Here is a 12,224-nt window from a genome sequence, read left to right on the forward strand (position 1 = left end):
CCGTTATTTCCTTAACGTGGTGTTCAACCTTTGTTCGAGCGAGGTGAGGATGTTTTGCAGGGTAGTGTTCACCTCATCGTCGTTAAGAGTGCGCGATGGATGCTGCCAGGTCAAGCCGACGGCAAGGCTTTTTCTATCAGGATCAATGCCTTTACCTTGGTAGACATCAAACAGCCTGAGGTCTGTGAGCCATTCGCCTGCATTGTCACGAATTACTTCAAGCACGTCTTGAGAAGCCACATCACGTCCTGCGATCAAGGCCAGGTCGCGACGGGTTTCCGGGAACTTGGAGAGTTCGCTGAATTTCGGCAGGCGGCCTTCGACCACATCACCCAACACCAGCTCGAAGACGAACACCGGGCGGTCCAGGTCCAGGGCTTTGGCAAGCTCTGGGTGGAGGGCGCCGAGGTAACCGACGTCCTTGCCGTCGCGCTGGATCACAGCGGTCTGGCCAGGGTGCAGGGCTGGGTGCTTGCCGGCAGCGAAGGTGAAGTCGCTCAGGGCGCCGCTGTAGCCCAGCAGGGCTTCCACGTCGGCCTTGACGTCGAAGAAGTCGATGGTGTCGCGACCGTTGGCCCAGCCCTCTGGCAGGCGGCTGCCGGTGACGACGCCGGCGATCATTGGCTGCTGCTGCAGGTTACCGAGCTGGCCGACGAAGCGCAGGCCGCTTTCGAACAGGCGCACGCGGTCTTGCTGGCGGTTGAGGTTGTGCTGCAGTGCCTTGACCAGGCCCGGCCACAACGAGGCGCGCATGGCGGCCATGTCGTTGGAGATCGGGTTGGCCAGCAGCAGCGGCTCGACGCCTGGGCTGAACAGCTCGAACAGTTTCGGGTCGATGAAGCTGTAGGTGATGGCTTCCTGGTAGCCGCGGGCGACCAGCAGGCGGCGCAGGTTTGGCAGCTCGCCGCGGGTTTCCGGGCGGGCTTGCGGCGCGAGGCGGGCTTGCGGGTAGCGCACTGGCAGGTTGTTGTAACCGTACAGGCGGGCCAGCTCTTCGATCAGGTCGACTTCCAGGCTGATGTCGAAGCGGTGGCTTGGGACGTTGACGGTCCACTGCCCTGCCCCTTCAGCTTTAGTCGCCAGGCCAAGGTTGTTGAGCAGCTGCTCGACCTGGGCCGGGTCCATCTCCATGCCGAGCATCTGGGTGATGCGGTCGGCGCGCAGGGTGACCGGGGCGACGCTGGGCAGGTGCTGCTCGCTGACGGCTTCGACCACCGGGCCGGCTTCGCCGCCGACGATGTCGAGGATCAGCTGGGTGGCGCGCTCGATGGCTTCGCGGGCCAGCTGCGAGTCGACGCCGCGCTCGTAGCGGTGCGAGGCGTCGGTGTGCAGGCCGTAGGAACGGGCTTTACCGGCGACGGAAATCGGCTCGAAGAAGGCGCTTTCGAGGAACAGGTCGCGGGTTTTTTCGGTGTTCACACCGCTGTGCTCGCCACCCATGACGCCGGCGATGGCCAGGGCGCGGGTGTGGTCGGCGATCACCAGGGTGTCGGCACGCAGGGCCACTTCCTGGCCGTCGAGCAGGACCAGCTTCTCGCCCTCTTCAGCCATGCGCACGCGGATGCCGCCGTTGATTTCGGCGAGGTCGAAGGCGTGCATCGGCTGGCCGAGCTCGAGCATCACGTAGTTGGTGATGTCGACGGCGGCGTCGATGCTGCGCACGTCGCTGCGGCGCAGGCGCTCGACCATCCACAGCGGGGTCGGCTTGCTCAGGTCGACATTGCGGATGACGCGGCCCAGGTAGCGTGGGCAGGCCGCCGGGGCGCTGACTTCGACCGGGCGCACTTCGTCGTGGGCGGCGGCTACGGCTGGCACCACCGGGCGGGTGACCGGCACGTCGTACAGGGCGCTGACGTCGCGGGCGAGGCCCGCGATGGACAGGCAGTCACCGCGGTTCGGGGTCAGGCCGATCTCGATGCTGGCGTCGTCCAGGCTCAGGTACTGGCGGATGTCTTCGCCCACCGGGGCGTCGGCTGCCAGTTCCAGCAGGCCGTCGTTTTCTTCGCTGATCTGCAGCTCGGCGGCCGAGCAGAGCATGCCGAACGACTCGACGCCGCGCAGCTTGGCCTTCTTGATCTTGAAGTCGCCTGGCAGTTCGGCGCCGATCATGGCGAACGGGATCTTGATGCCTGGGCGGGCGTTAGGCGCGCCGCACACGACCTGGAAGGTTTCCTGGCCGTTGCTCACCTGGCACACGCGCAGCTTGTCGGCGTCCGGGTGTTGTTCGGTGGCGAGGATCTCGCCCACGACGATGCCGCTGAACTGGCCGGCAGCGGGGGTCACGCTGTCGACTTCGAGGCCGGCCATGGACAGGCGGGCGACCAGTTCGTCACGGGAGACTTGCGGGTTTACCCAACCGCGCAGCCACTGTTCACTGAATTTCATGCTGTTCTCCTGAAAGTTGCGTCGGGCATTGACCTAGCGGAATTGCGCGAGGAAGCGCAGGTCGTTGTCGAAGAACAGACGCAAATCGTTGACGCCATAGCGCAGCATGGCCAGGCGCTCGGCGCCCATGCCGAAGGCGAAGCCCTGGAATTCTTCAGGGTCGATGCCAGACATGCGCAGCACGTTCGGGTGCACCATGCCGCAGCCCATGACTTCCAGCCAGCCGGTCTGCTTGCACACGCGGCAGCCCTTGCCGGAACACATCACGCACTGGATGTCGACTTCGGCGGACGGCTCGGTGAACGGGAAGAACGACGGGCGGAAGCGCACGGCCAGTTCTTTCTCGAAGAAGACGCGCAGGAACTCTTCGATGGTGCCCTTGAGGTCGGCGAAGTTGATGCCGCGGTCGATCAGCAGGCCTTCGACCTGGTGGAACATCGGCGAGTGGGTGATATCCGAGTCGCAGCGGTACACGCGGCCCGGGCATACAATGCGGATAGGCGGCTGGGTGGACTCCATGGTCCGCACCTGCACCGGCGAGGTGTGGGTGCGCAGCAGCATGTTGGCATTGAAGTAGAAGGTGTCGTGCATCGCCCGGGCCGGGTGGTGGCCGGGGATGTTGAGCGCTTCGAAGTTGTGGTAGTCGTCTTCGACCTCAGGGCCTTCGGCGATGCCGTAGCCGATGTGGGTGAAGAACTGCTCGATGCGCTCGAGGGTACGGGTGATCGGGTGCAGCCCGCCGGTGGTCTGGCCACGGCCTGGCAGGGTGACGTCGATGCATTCGGCGGCCAGGCGAGCGCTGAGCTCGGCTTCTTCGAAGGCGGCCTTGCGTGCGTTGAGCACGACGGTGACGCGTTCTTTGGCGTCGTTGATCAGCGCGCCGACTTTCGGGCGCTCGTCGGCTGGCAGGTTGCCCAGGGTCTTCATCACCTGGGTCAGTTCGCCCTTCTTGCCGAGGTACTGAACCCGGATCTGTTCCAGGGTAGTGATGTCTTCAGCGCGCTCGACGGCCTCTAGGGCTTGGGAGACCAGCGCATCCAGGTTTTCCATGTACAGACTCCAGATACGAAAATAGGGGAAGAGCTTTGAAGGCTCTTCCCCTATCGATGACGTTCAATGCCCGGCGCCGCAAGCGCCGCCGGGTGATTGTCGCGGGTACTTAAGCCAGAACGGCTTTAGCTTTCTCGACAATCGCAGCAAACGCCGCTTTTTCGTTCACTGCCAGATCGGCCAGAACCTTACGGTCGATTTCGATCGAAGCCTTTTTCAGGCCAGCAATCAGACGGCTGTAGGACAGACCGTTGGTGCGGGCACCGGCGTTGATACGAGCGATCCACAGTGCGCGGAACTGACGCTTCTTCTGACGACGGTCACGGTAGGCATATTGACCAGCCTTGATGACAGCCTGCTTGGCAACGCGGAATACGCGCGAGCGTGCACCGTAGTAGCCTTTAGCCAGTTTCAGAATTTTCTTGTGACGCTTACGAGCGATGACGCCACGCTTAACACGAGCCATGAGTAACTTCCTCTATCTAAACCAGAATTAACGTACGCGCAGCATGCGCTCGACTTTTGCCACGTCAGACGGGTGCAGCAGGCTGGCACCGCGCAGTTGACGCTTACGCTTGGTCGACATTTTGGTCAGGATGTGGCTCTTGAAAGCGTGCTTGTGCTTGAAGCCGGAAGCGGTCTTCAGGAAGCGCTTCGCAGCACCGCTCTTGGTTTTCATTTTTGGCATGTTGGAACTCCGCATTCGATAAAATTACACAATAATCATCAGGCCTGCCGTGCCCGGGAGATTACTTCTTCTTTTTGGGGGCGATGACCATCATAAGCTGGCGTCCTTCCATCTTCGGATGCTGCTCAACGGTGCCGTATTCGGCGAGGTCGGTTTCGACCCGCTTCAACAGCTCCATGCCCAGCTCCTGGTGGGCCATCTCACGGCCGCGGAATCTCAGAGAGATCTTGGCCTTGTCCCCATCGGTAAGGAAACGTACCAGGTTGCGTAGTTTTACCTGGTAATCCCCTTCTTCCGTCCCTGGACGAAACTTGATTTCTTTGATCTGGATCTGCTTCTGGTTTTTCTTGGCTTCGTTGGCCTGCTTCTTCTTCTCGAAGAGGTGCTTGCCGTAGTCCATCACCTTGCAGACAGGCGGTACCGCGTCTGCAGAGATTTCCACCAGATCCAGCTTCGCTTCTTCAGCGATACGAAGCGCTTCATCAATCGAGACGATGCCAACCTGCTCGCCATCAGCGCCAATTAACCGAACCTCGCGGGCCGAGATATTCTCGTTGATCGGGGCCTTCGGTACAGCACGCTTATCGTTTCTCATTTCACGCTTAATAGTCATTACTCCGATTCTTGGCGTCCACGCCGGGAAACCGCTTGTGTCAGAAGCTCAACGAACTGGGCGACGGGCATGGAGCCCAGGTCTGCGCCTTCGCGAGTACGCACAGCGACGGTTCGTGTTTCGACTTCACGGTCCCCTATAACCAAAAGGTACGGGACCTTGAGCAAAGTATGCTCGCGGATTTTAAAGCCGATCTTCTCATTTCTCAAGTCCGACTTGGCACGGAAACCGCTACCGTTCAGGGCATTTTCCACCTCGAGGGCGAAATCGGCCTGTTTGTCGGTGATGTTCATGATCACCGCCTGGGTCGGTGCCAGCCACGCGGGGAACACGCCAGCGTAGTGCTCGATCAGCATGCCGATGAAGCGCTCGAACGAACCGAGGATCGCACGGTGCAGCATGACAGGGCGAACCCGGCTGTTATCTTCGGCGATATAGCTGGCATCCAGGCGTTCTGGCAGGTTCGGGTCGTACTGCAGGGTACCGCACTGCCAGTTACGGCCGAGGCAGTCGCGCAGGGTGAACTCGATCTTCGGGCCGTAGAACGCGCCCTCGCCCGGCTGGTATTCCCACTCCAGGCCCGACTCGTTCAGGGCGTCGGCCAGTGCGCCTTCGGCACGGTCCCACAGCTCTTCGGAGCCGACACGCTTGGCCGGACGGGTGGACAGCTTCATGGCGATGTCGGTGAAGCCGAAGTCCTTGTACACGTCCAGGGTCAGCTTGATGAAGTCGGCGGCTTCTTTCTTCACCTGTTCTTCGGTGCAGAAGATGTGCGCGTCGTCCTGCACGAAGCCACGCACGCGCATGATGCCGTGCAGGGCGCCGGATGGCTCGTTACGGTGGCAGGCACCGAACTCGGCCAGGCGCAGCGGCAGGTCGCGGTAGCTCTTCAGGCCCTGGTTGAACACCTGCACGTGGCACGGGCAGTTCATCGGCTTGACCGCGTAATCACGGCTTTCCGACGAGGTGGTGAACATGTTTTCAGCGTAGTTCGACCAGTGGCCGGAACGCTCCCAGAGGATGCGGTCGACGACCTGCGGGGTCTTGATTTCCTGGTAGCCGTTGACGCGCTGAACCTGGCGCATGTACTGCTCGAGCACCTGGTACACGGTCCAGCCGTTGGCGTGCCAGAACACCATGCCCGGGGCTTCTTCCTGCAGGTGGAAGAGGTCGAGCTGCTTGCCGATCTTGCGGTGGTCGCGTTTTTCGGCTTCTTCGATGCGCTGGATGTAGGCGGCCAGCTGCTTCTTGTCAGCCCAGGCGGTGCCGTACACACGCTGCAGCTGCTCGTTCTTGGCATCGCCGCGCCAGTAGGCGCCGGACAGCTTGGTCAGCTTGAAGGCCTTGAGGAAACGCGTGTTCGGCACGTGCGGGCCACGGCACATGTCGACGTATTCTTCGTGGTAGTACAGGCCCATGGCCTGCTCGTCCGGCATGTCTTCGACCAGGCGCAGCTTGTAGTCTTCGCCACGGGCGGTGAACACGTCGATGACTTCGGCGCGCGGGGTCATCTTCTTGACCACGTCGTAGTCTTTTTCGATCAGCTCCATCATGCGCTTTTCGATGGCGGCCATGTCTTCAGGGGTGAAGGGGCGCTCGTAGGCGATGTCGTAATAGAAGCCTTCGTCGATCACCGGGCCGATCACCATCTTGGCGGTCGGGTACAGCTGCTTCACCGCGTGGCCGACCAGGTGGGCGCACGAGTGGCGGATGATCTCCAGTCCCTCTGCATCTTTAGGGGTGATGATCTGCAGGGTGGCGTCGTGGTTGATCAGGTCGCAAGCATCGACCAGCTTGCCGTCGACCTTGCCGGCCACGGTGGCCTTGGCCAGGCCGGCGCCGATGGAAGCGGCGACGTCGGCAACGGATACGGCGTGATCAAACGAACGTTGACTGCCATCGGGAAGAGTAATAACGGGCATGGCGCCTCCTCTCCTAGTGGTGACCCCTACCAAAGGTCACGTGGGTTGGGATGAGCCAGTACAAGATCCGACCTGCCTTCCCTTGGGGGAAGCCTGCCTCACAGTGGCAGAAGCCTTTCGGCTTGCCAGGGACGAACCAGAGTGACTGGAAAGAAATAAAGATAGCTGCAAGCTGCGCGTTGTCAGCTGCAAGCCGGGCATGCTAGCACGCGGGGTTGCGCGCTACGCAGAAATATTTGGAAATTAAGCGGCTGCGGTGAACTAACGCGGAAAATTTCCTATCAGACCTTGGGAAGCAACCTACTCTTGATGAGACCTTAACCCAAGGAGTAACTGGTTATGCGAGTACCGTCTCTTCTGGCCCTGGCGGCCGCCGGCGCCCTGCTGCTGCCCGTGGCTGCCAATGCTGGCAACTTCCCTGCCGGGAAGGAGGGCCACTACATGACCCAGTGCCAACAGGTGGCCAGCGGCCAGGGCGTTGACGCCGCAACCGCGAAAAAGCACTGCGAATGCGGTGCCCAGGCCATCAAAAAGAATTTCACCGATAAGGAGATCGCAGACCTGGACAGCACCGACGGCGTGGATGCCAACCTGATGAAGAAGGCACAGATGACCGTGCAGGCTGCCTGCAAGCCGAAATGAGCCGTGTGCAGGGGCTGATCCACGCATTATTTGCCCTGGATCAATATCCTGCGAAGGTAAAAGGCGCTAGATGCGCAGAATTAGACTATGATGTTGCCCGTGCTCCGTAGCCTCGGCCACATTGCACCACTGAAAAATCTAAATGTTCTGGAGATTCACCTCATGTCCAATCGCCAACAAGGCACCGTCAAATGGTTCAATGATGAGAAAGGCTACGGCTTCATCACCCCAGCAGGCGGCGGCGACGACCTGTTCGTACACTTCAAAGCCATCGAATCCGACGGCTTCAAGAGCCTGAAAGAAGGCCAGACTGTTTCCTTCGTCGCCGAGCGCGGCCAGAAGGGCATGCAGGCTGCGCAGGTTCGTCCGGAGTAATTCGGGCAGCTGTAAAAAAACCCGCCACTTGTGGCGGGTTTTTTTATGGGCCTTTGTTGCGGCCCAGTGGGGGCAACTGTCTTGCTCAATTTCTAGCATCTGCCGCGATTCCTGTGGGAGCGGCGGTTCGGCGCCCCGACTTGCCCGCGAAGCAGGCACCGCGGTGTTTGGCACCGGCTCTGCCGGTGTTCGCGGGCATGCCCGCTCCCACAGAGGTACCGGTCAGCCGCAGTTGACGCGGGTCACCACACCTTGCTCATCCACGTTCAGGTTCAGGCGCTCGGAGCGGTACTCCAGGGTCACCACGTCGTGCGGCTTGAGCATGCGCGCCATCTGCGAACCACTGGCCTTGCGCGCCTGCTCCAGCAGCTCGGCGCTGCCCGGCTTGCCGATGGCGAAATCGGCGCCGCTGGCCTCGCAGCGGCCATCATTGCCCGCCGACGCCTCAGGTGCCTTGCTACCCCCGCTGTTACCGCCAGTGCTGCAACCAGCCAGCACAGCAGCCACCGCCAGGGTTGCCAGGAAAGCACGGGTACGGAACATGAATCCTCCTAAAATCGATCTGGGAACTGCCTGATCCGACAGCTCTTTCAATAATTCGTTGCAAAACCGCGCAAGTCTGCCTGAACTCGGCGCACCGAGGCCAAAGGCAATCGTGACCGAATTTTACCGCTCAACCGACGAGGCGCTTGGTGCGCGCCGCAAAGTCATGATTTACTTTAGGAAGTGAAGGCATAGTGCCTTCTTCGAACGCCAGGATCCGGTGTTCGCCCCTCCGCCCTGGGTCCCCAGCGAGAGCCTTTCATGAGCAGCCACAGCATCGACGCCGATATCAAGGTCAAATGGGCCGAAGGCCAGAGCGCCTACAGCCCCAGCACGCCCGAAGAGTTGCTGCTGATCGCCATCGACCTGCTGGTGCGCGACCGCGGCGGCGAGGCGGCGCGCAGTTTCATCGACCAGGTGTTCGAGCGCTACGCGCCGCACGCGGCTATTGCAATCGAGCCAGGCGCGCGCTGAGCAGGTCGAAAAAGCCCTGGGCGTCACCCTCGTTGACCCACAGCACATTGGCCGGCTGCTTGAGCACGCCGTACCAGTCGGCGATGGTCTGGCCGAAGGTCGGGCCTTCGCGGCTGTCGACGCTCATGTGGATGCGCCGGCCGCTGAACAGTTCGGGCTTGAGCAGATAGGCGATGACACTGGCGTCATGCACCGGGCCACCGGGCATGCCGTACACGTCCATGTCGTGCTTGACGTAAGCCTGCAGAATGTCGACCACCCGCTGGCTGGCCTGGTTGTTCACGGCAGCCAGCTGCTTGAGGCGGGCGTCGCTGGTGATGATTTTGTGCGTGACGTCCAGTGGCAGATAAGTGAGCTGCACCCCACTGGCCAGCACTACTTCGGCGGCATGCGGGTCGGCGTAGAGGTTGAATTCCGCCACCGGGGTCATGTTGCCACCATTGAAGTGGGCGCCACCCATGACCACCACTTCCTTGATGCCTTGGGCGATCTCTGGCCGCTGGATCAGCGCCAGGGCCAGGTTGGTCTGTGGGCCGAGCATGGCGAGGGTGATGCTGTGGGGCTTGGCGCTACCCAGGGTGTCGACCAGGTACTGCACGGCATTGCCTTCGGCCAATGGCTTTTTCGGCTCATGCACCTGGATGCCGGTCAGGCCTTCTTCGCCGTGGACGTCGGCGGCGTAGATGGGCGCGCGCACCAGTGGGCGCCCTGCCCCGGCGTAGACCGGGATGTCTTCGCGGTTGGCCCATTCGCGGGCCAGGCGGGCGTTGCGCGAGGTCTTTTCCAGGCGCACGTTGCCGGCGACGGTGGTGATGGCGCGGATGTTCAACTCTTCAGGTGAGGCCATGGCCAGGAACAGTGCGACCACATCGTCGGCGCCGGGGTCGGTGTCGATGATCAGGTCACGCGGGGCGGCCTGGAGGGTGGTGGTAGCGGCTGCGGCCATGAGGGTGAGTCCTTGTAGCAGGGGTTTGAGCATGGGGGCACTCCTGTTGCCTTGGATACATGTTTCCAAAGTATTACTGGCCCCTGTGGGAGCGGGTTTACCCGCGAAGAATCCACCGCGCTGGATGGCACGGGCTTCGCCCGTGTTCGCGGGTAAACCCGCTCCCACAGGGATCGCGCCAGATTCTAGAAATTGAGCAAGACAGTTGCTCCCACAAGGACCTCGCCAGCCTTTAGAAATTGAACGATTAGAAGGTCACGCCGGAAACCAGGGCGATGTTGCTGTAGGGCTGGCACTCGCCGGTGCGCACGATCGCCCGGGCACTGCGCGACAGCTCTTTGAAAGCCTCATGGCTCAGCCACTCGCGCTTGCCCAGCTTGCCCTTCAGGCGTTCGATCTCGACCAGCGCCGGCGGCACCACCTTCTGCATCTCTTCGGCCAGCACATGCCGCTCCACCTGCAGCTCGCTCAACACCGCGCGCAGCACGCTGGCAAAATCCGGTATCCCCGCCGTCAGCGCCAGGTCGATCAGCTCGACACCCGGCGGCACCGGCAACCCGGCATCGCCGATCACCAGGATGTCGCCATGGCCCATCCCAGCGATGGTGCGCGACAGGGCGACGTTGAGCAGCGCAGTCTTTTTCATGGCGTCAGCTCCGCCAGATAAGGGATCGACGGCTGGGCACCGGCACGGGTGACGGACAACGCGGCGGCACGCTGGCCGAACGCGATGGCCTCGCCCTCCTCCTTGCCCTGCACCAGCGCAGCGGCAAAACCGCCGATGAAGGTGTCGCCCGCCGCCGTGGTGTCCAGCGGCTGCACCTGGGGCGCCGGAAAATGCTGGCTGCCGTCGCGGCTGACGAACAAGGCCCCTTGCGCGCCCAAGGTGACGATCACCTTGCCGGCGCCCAGTTGCAGCAAGCGTTCGCCAGCACGGCGGGCGCTGTCCAGGTCGTTGACCGGCTCGCCGGTCAGTGCCTCGGCCTCGCTTTCATTGGGCGTGAGGTAATCGATGTGGGCAAACCAGTCCGCCGGCAACGGGCCAGTGGCCGGCGCCGGGTTGAGGATCACCTGCTTGCCCAGCGCGTGGCCCCGGGCCAAGGTCCAGGCCACGGTCTCGGCCGGCACTTCGAGCTGGCAGATGATCACCTCGGCCGCCTGCAGCAAGGCATCGAAACGCTGCACCGACTCGGGCGTCAGCAGCCCGTTGCCGCCCGGGATGATGACGATGCAGTTCTGGCTGGCAGCGTCCACGGTAATCAGCGCCACGCCGCTGGACACGCCCGGGCACACGCTCACCGCCTGGCAATCGATGCCTTCCACTTCCAACGCCTGGCGCAACTGCTGGCCGTAGGCGTCATCCCCGACATTGCCCACCATCGCCACGCTGCCCCCCAGGCGCGCCACCGCCACCGCCTGGTTGGCACCCTTGCCGCCGGGCACGGTGAAAAAGCTTTCCCCGGCCAGTGTTTCGCCGGCCCGTGGCAGGCGCTGGGCGCGGGCCACCAGGTCCATGTTGAGGCTGCCGACCACCACTACCTTGGCATTCATGGGGCATTCCTTAGCGGTAATCGTTGAACAGGTCCGGGCGCGGCCCGGTGGATTCGCGCAGCACGATGCGCGGGGCGACGATGCGCTGCTCGGCCGCCTCGCGACGCGGCGTGGCGATACGCGACAGCAGCAAGGCGGCGGCATTCTCGCCCAGCTCGCGAATCGATTGGCCGACCGTGGTCAGCGACGGGTATACATAGCGGCTCAGCTCGATGTCGTCGAAGCCGATCACCGACAGCTCGCCCGGCACGTTGATGTTGCGCTCGGCCGCGGCGCGCAACACGCCGAAACCGATCATGTCGTTGCCGGCGAAGATGGCCGTCGGCCGCTTGCCATCGAGCAGCTGCACGGCGGCGGCATGGCCACCCGGGCTGGTGAAATCGCAATGCAGCACACGGCCAGCCAGCACCTCGGCCTCGGCTTCGGCCATTGCCCGGCGGAAGCCGCTCAGGCGCAATTGAGTGACGCCGGTTTCGGCCGGGCCGCCGATATAGGCGACGTCGCGATGGCCCAGCTCCAGCAGGTGGCGGGTCGCCAGGTAGGCACCGTGCTCGTGGTCGATGCGCACCAGGTCGGCATCGACGCCTTCCAGTTCACGGTCGACGATGACCATCGGCGTGCGCACGTTGGTCAGGCTCTGCAGCAGGTCGGCGTCCTCGCCCACCGACGCCACCACCAGGCCGTCGATGCGTTTTTCCAGCAGCACGCGCAGGTAGCTGCGCTGCTTCTGCGGGTTGTCATCGGAGTTGCACAGGATCACGCAATAGCCGTTGCGCTCGCAGGCATCCTCGATGCCCCGGGCCAGCTCGGCGAAGTACGGGTTGACGCTGCTGGGTACCAGCAGGCCGATGGTGGCCGTGCTGCGCGCCTTGAGCGAACGCGCCACGGCGCTGGGCACGTAGTCGAGCTCGAGGATGGCTGCCTCGACCTTGAGCCGTACCTGCTCGCTGACCGGGCGGGTCTTGTTCAGGACATGGGATACCGTGGTGTAGGAAATGCCCGCGAGGGCTGCGACGTCTTTGATGGTTGCCATGT

Annotated in this window: 14 protein-coding genes; 3 read left to right on the top strand and 11 right to left on the bottom strand. The window is 62.7% G+C overall.

The window, feature by feature from the left end; genetic code table 11:
* Positions 1 to 3: 3 nt before the first annotated feature.
* The 6 genes from pheT to thrS form a co-directional block, all read right to left on the bottom strand.
* Positions 4 to 2,385 (bottom strand): phenylalanine--tRNA ligase subunit beta, encoded by a 2,382-nt coding sequence (gene pheT / locus CAF78_RS12840; RefSeq protein ID WP_085676070.1) that lies wholly within the window; start codon positions 2,383 to 2,385, stop codon positions 4 to 6.
* A 33-nt stretch (positions 2,386 to 2,418) separates the two neighbouring features.
* Positions 2,419 to 3,435, bottom strand: a complete 1,017-nt coding sequence (gene pheS, locus CAF78_RS12845) for a phenylalanine--tRNA ligase subunit alpha (RefSeq protein WP_027920503.1) — start codon at positions 3,433 to 3,435, stop codon at positions 2,419 to 2,421.
* Between the two features lie 109 nt (positions 3,436 to 3,544).
* Positions 3,545 to 3,901: a 50S ribosomal protein L20 gene (gene rplT, locus CAF78_RS12850; RefSeq protein WP_003250671.1), complete on the bottom strand. Its 357-nt coding sequence runs from the start codon at positions 3,899 to 3,901 to the stop codon at positions 3,545 to 3,547.
* A gap of 27 nt (positions 3,902 to 3,928) precedes the next feature.
* Positions 3,929 to 4,123: a 50S ribosomal protein L35 gene (gene rpmI / locus CAF78_RS12855; RefSeq protein ID WP_003250667.1), complete on the bottom strand. Its 195-nt coding sequence runs from the start codon at positions 4,121 to 4,123 to the stop codon at positions 3,929 to 3,931.
* A 61-nt stretch (positions 4,124 to 4,184) separates the two neighbouring features.
* Positions 4,185 to 4,736: a translation initiation factor IF-3 gene (gene infC, locus CAF78_RS12860; protein ID WP_176509498.1), complete on the bottom strand. Its 552-nt coding sequence runs from the start codon at positions 4,734 to 4,736 to the stop codon at positions 4,185 to 4,187.
* Complete coding sequence (gene thrS, locus CAF78_RS12865; protein WP_085676071.1) at positions 4,736 to 6,658, bottom strand: threonine--tRNA ligase; 1,923 nt, start codon at positions 6,656 to 6,658, stop codon at positions 4,736 to 4,738. Before thrS ends, infC begins: the two co-directional genes overlap by 1 nt.
* Positions 6,659 to 6,997: 339 nt before the next feature.
* Here thrS and CAF78_RS12875 point away from each other — a divergent pair, with 339 nt between their 5' ends.
* Both CAF78_RS12875 and CAF78_RS12880 read left to right on the top strand, forming a co-directional pair.
* A complete protein-coding gene (locus CAF78_RS12875; RefSeq protein ID WP_085676072.1) occupies positions 6,998 to 7,300 on the top strand; it encodes a hypothetical protein in 303 nt (100 codons plus the stop codon).
* Positions 7,301 to 7,462: 162 nt separating this feature from the next.
* The gene (locus CAF78_RS12880) at positions 7,463 to 7,675 is read left to right on the top strand and encodes a cold-shock protein (RefSeq protein ID WP_003250656.1); all 213 of its coding nucleotides are present in this window, start codon (positions 7,463 to 7,465) and stop codon (positions 7,673 to 7,675) included.
* Positions 7,676 to 7,897: 222 nt separating this feature from the next.
* On the opposite strand, the gene CAF78_RS12885 is transcribed toward CAF78_RS12880, so the two are convergent.
* Positions 7,898 to 8,218, bottom strand: a complete 321-nt coding sequence (locus tag CAF78_RS12885) for an I78 family peptidase inhibitor (RefSeq protein WP_085676073.1) — start codon at positions 8,216 to 8,218, stop codon at positions 7,898 to 7,900.
* Between the two features lie 261 nt (positions 8,219 to 8,479).
* On the opposite strand from CAF78_RS12885, the gene CAF78_RS12890 reads away from it, so the two are divergent.
* Complete coding sequence (locus CAF78_RS12890) at positions 8,480 to 8,692, top strand: hypothetical protein (protein WP_027920507.1); 213 nt, start codon at positions 8,480 to 8,482, stop codon at positions 8,690 to 8,692.
* Here CAF78_RS12890 and CAF78_RS12895 read toward each other — a convergent pair.
* The 4 genes from CAF78_RS12895 to CAF78_RS12910 form a co-directional block, all read right to left on the bottom strand.
* Entirely contained in the window at positions 8,664 to 9,671 is a 1,008-nt protein-coding gene (locus CAF78_RS12895) for a nucleoside hydrolase (protein WP_085676074.1), read from the bottom strand. The two genes, CAF78_RS12890 and CAF78_RS12895, sit on opposite strands and share 29 nt — an antisense overlap.
* 214 nt (positions 9,672 to 9,885) lie before the next feature.
* Positions 9,886 to 10,284: a D-ribose pyranase gene (gene rbsD, locus CAF78_RS12900; RefSeq protein WP_085676075.1), complete on the bottom strand. Its 399-nt coding sequence runs from the start codon at positions 10,282 to 10,284 to the stop codon at positions 9,886 to 9,888.
* Positions 10,281 to 11,189, bottom strand: coding sequence for a ribokinase (gene rbsK / locus CAF78_RS12905; RefSeq protein WP_085676076.1), 909 nt, complete (start codon positions 11,187 to 11,189; stop codon positions 10,281 to 10,283). Before rbsK ends, rbsD begins: the two co-directional genes overlap by 4 nt.
* 10 nt (positions 11,190 to 11,199) lie before the next feature.
* On the bottom strand, positions 11,200 to 12,222 hold the full coding sequence (locus CAF78_RS12910; protein ID WP_085676077.1) for a LacI family DNA-binding transcriptional regulator: 1,023 nt from the start codon (positions 12,220 to 12,222) through the stop codon (positions 11,200 to 11,202).
* Positions 12,223 to 12,224 lie beyond the last annotated feature (2 nt).

This window comes from Pseudomonas sp. R28(2017), from assembly GCF_002112505.1.
In the GTDB taxonomy this organism is placed as follows: Bacteria; Pseudomonadota; Gammaproteobacteria; order Pseudomonadales; family Pseudomonadaceae; genus Aquipseudomonas.

Coding starts and splice junctions, on each gene's coding strand:
- rpmI (WP_003250667.1), bottom strand. CDS start 4,123: ATGCCAAAAATGAAAACCAAGAGCGGTGCTGCGAAGCGCTTCCTGAAG.
- rbsD (WP_085676075.1), bottom strand. CDS start 10,284: ATGAAAAAGACTGCGCTGCTCAACGTCGCCCTGTCGCGCACCATCGCT.
- CAF78_RS12895 (WP_085676074.1), bottom strand. CDS start 9,671: ATGCTCAAACCCCTGCTACAAGGACTCACCCTCATGGCCGCAGCCGCT.
- infC (WP_176509498.1), bottom strand. CDS start 4,736: ATGACTATTAAGCGTGAAATGAGAAACGATAAGCGTGCTGTACCGAAG.
- CAF78_RS12880 (WP_003250656.1), top strand. CDS start 7,463: ATGTCCAATCGCCAACAAGGCACCGTCAAATGGTTCAATGATGAGAAA.
- CAF78_RS12885 (WP_085676073.1), bottom strand. CDS start 8,218: ATGTTCCGTACCCGTGCTTTCCTGGCAACCCTGGCGGTGGCTGCTGTG.
- CAF78_RS12890 (WP_027920507.1), top strand. CDS start 8,480: ATGAGCAGCCACAGCATCGACGCCGATATCAAGGTCAAATGGGCCGAA.
- CAF78_RS12875 (WP_085676072.1), top strand. CDS start 6,998: ATGCGAGTACCGTCTCTTCTGGCCCTGGCGGCCGCCGGCGCCCTGCTG.
- pheS (WP_027920503.1), bottom strand. CDS start 3,435: ATGGAAAACCTGGATGCGCTGGTCTCCCAAGCCCTAGAGGCCGTCGAG.
- rplT (WP_003250671.1), bottom strand. CDS start 3,901: ATGGCTCGTGTTAAGCGTGGCGTCATCGCTCGTAAGCGTCACAAGAAA.
- rbsK (WP_085676076.1), bottom strand. CDS start 11,189: ATGAATGCCAAGGTAGTGGTGGTCGGCAGCCTCAACATGGACCTGGTG.
- CAF78_RS12910 (WP_085676077.1), bottom strand. CDS start 12,222: ATGGCAACCATCAAAGACGTCGCAGCCCTCGCGGGCATTTCCTACACC.
- pheT (WP_085676070.1), bottom strand. CDS start 2,385: ATGAAATTCAGTGAACAGTGGCTGCGCGGTTGGGTAAACCCGCAAGTC.
- thrS (WP_085676071.1), bottom strand. CDS start 6,658: ATGCCCGTTATTACTCTTCCCGATGGCAGTCAACGTTCGTTTGATCAC.